This window comes from Pedobacter fastidiosus (assembly GCF_014306625.1).
Taxonomy (GTDB): Bacteria; Bacteroidota; Bacteroidia; order Sphingobacteriales; family Sphingobacteriaceae; genus Pedobacter; species Pedobacter fastidiosus.
In genome coordinates, this window is sequence record NZ_JACRYL010000001.1 from 397,735 (window position 1) to 398,359 (window position 625).

A 625-nucleotide genomic window follows, 5' to 3' on the forward strand; every position below is an offset into this window, starting at 1 on the left:
TGATTTTTTAAATTGTAGTAATTTTTTTTATCATATAAGAAATGTAAGTTCATTTAATTTCTTATTCTTAAATGAGGTGCAACCCATATTTCTCAAATCTTCATAAGTGGTTTAAAGCATTTGAAAAGCAAAACCTGTAATTCATTTTAATGTTAGTCCCGCCATTCGCTAAAGCCCTCATTGAAAAAATTCGGGTCTATCGCTACTGTCGCGTTTAGAAAACTTAAGTCAGAATAAGAAACTAAATTACCACCAATAAGGATCATAAAAAAGACTCTTAGTTTCCTGAAAAGCTTTGGTGGGAAATGATCGGGACGACCCCAGATGAAAACCTGAGGTGCTCAGCACCATTCGAGCTGATTCCCGATAAAATTTTAGCATAAAAAAAGCCTCTTAGTTAAAACTAAAAGGCTTTGGTGGGAAATGATCCCGATGTTTGATCGGGACGACCCCAAACTAAAATTTCGAGGTGCTCAGCACCACTCGAGCTTATTTCCTGTAAAATTTTAGCATAAAAAAAGCCTCTTAGTTAAAACTAAAAGGCTTTGGTGGGAAATGAGGGGTTCGAACCCCCGACCCCCTCGGTGTAAACGAGGTGCTCTGAACCAGCTGAGCTAATTTCCCT

The 625-nt window shown here is 37.8% G+C and carries 1 tRNA gene; it reads right to left on the bottom strand.

Features of this window, described 5'->3' with window-relative positions:
- Positions 1 to 546: 546 nt before the first annotated feature.
- A tRNA-Val gene (locus tag H7U22_RS01680) sits at positions 547 to 624 on the bottom strand.
- Between the last annotated feature and the right edge of the window lies 1 nt (position 625).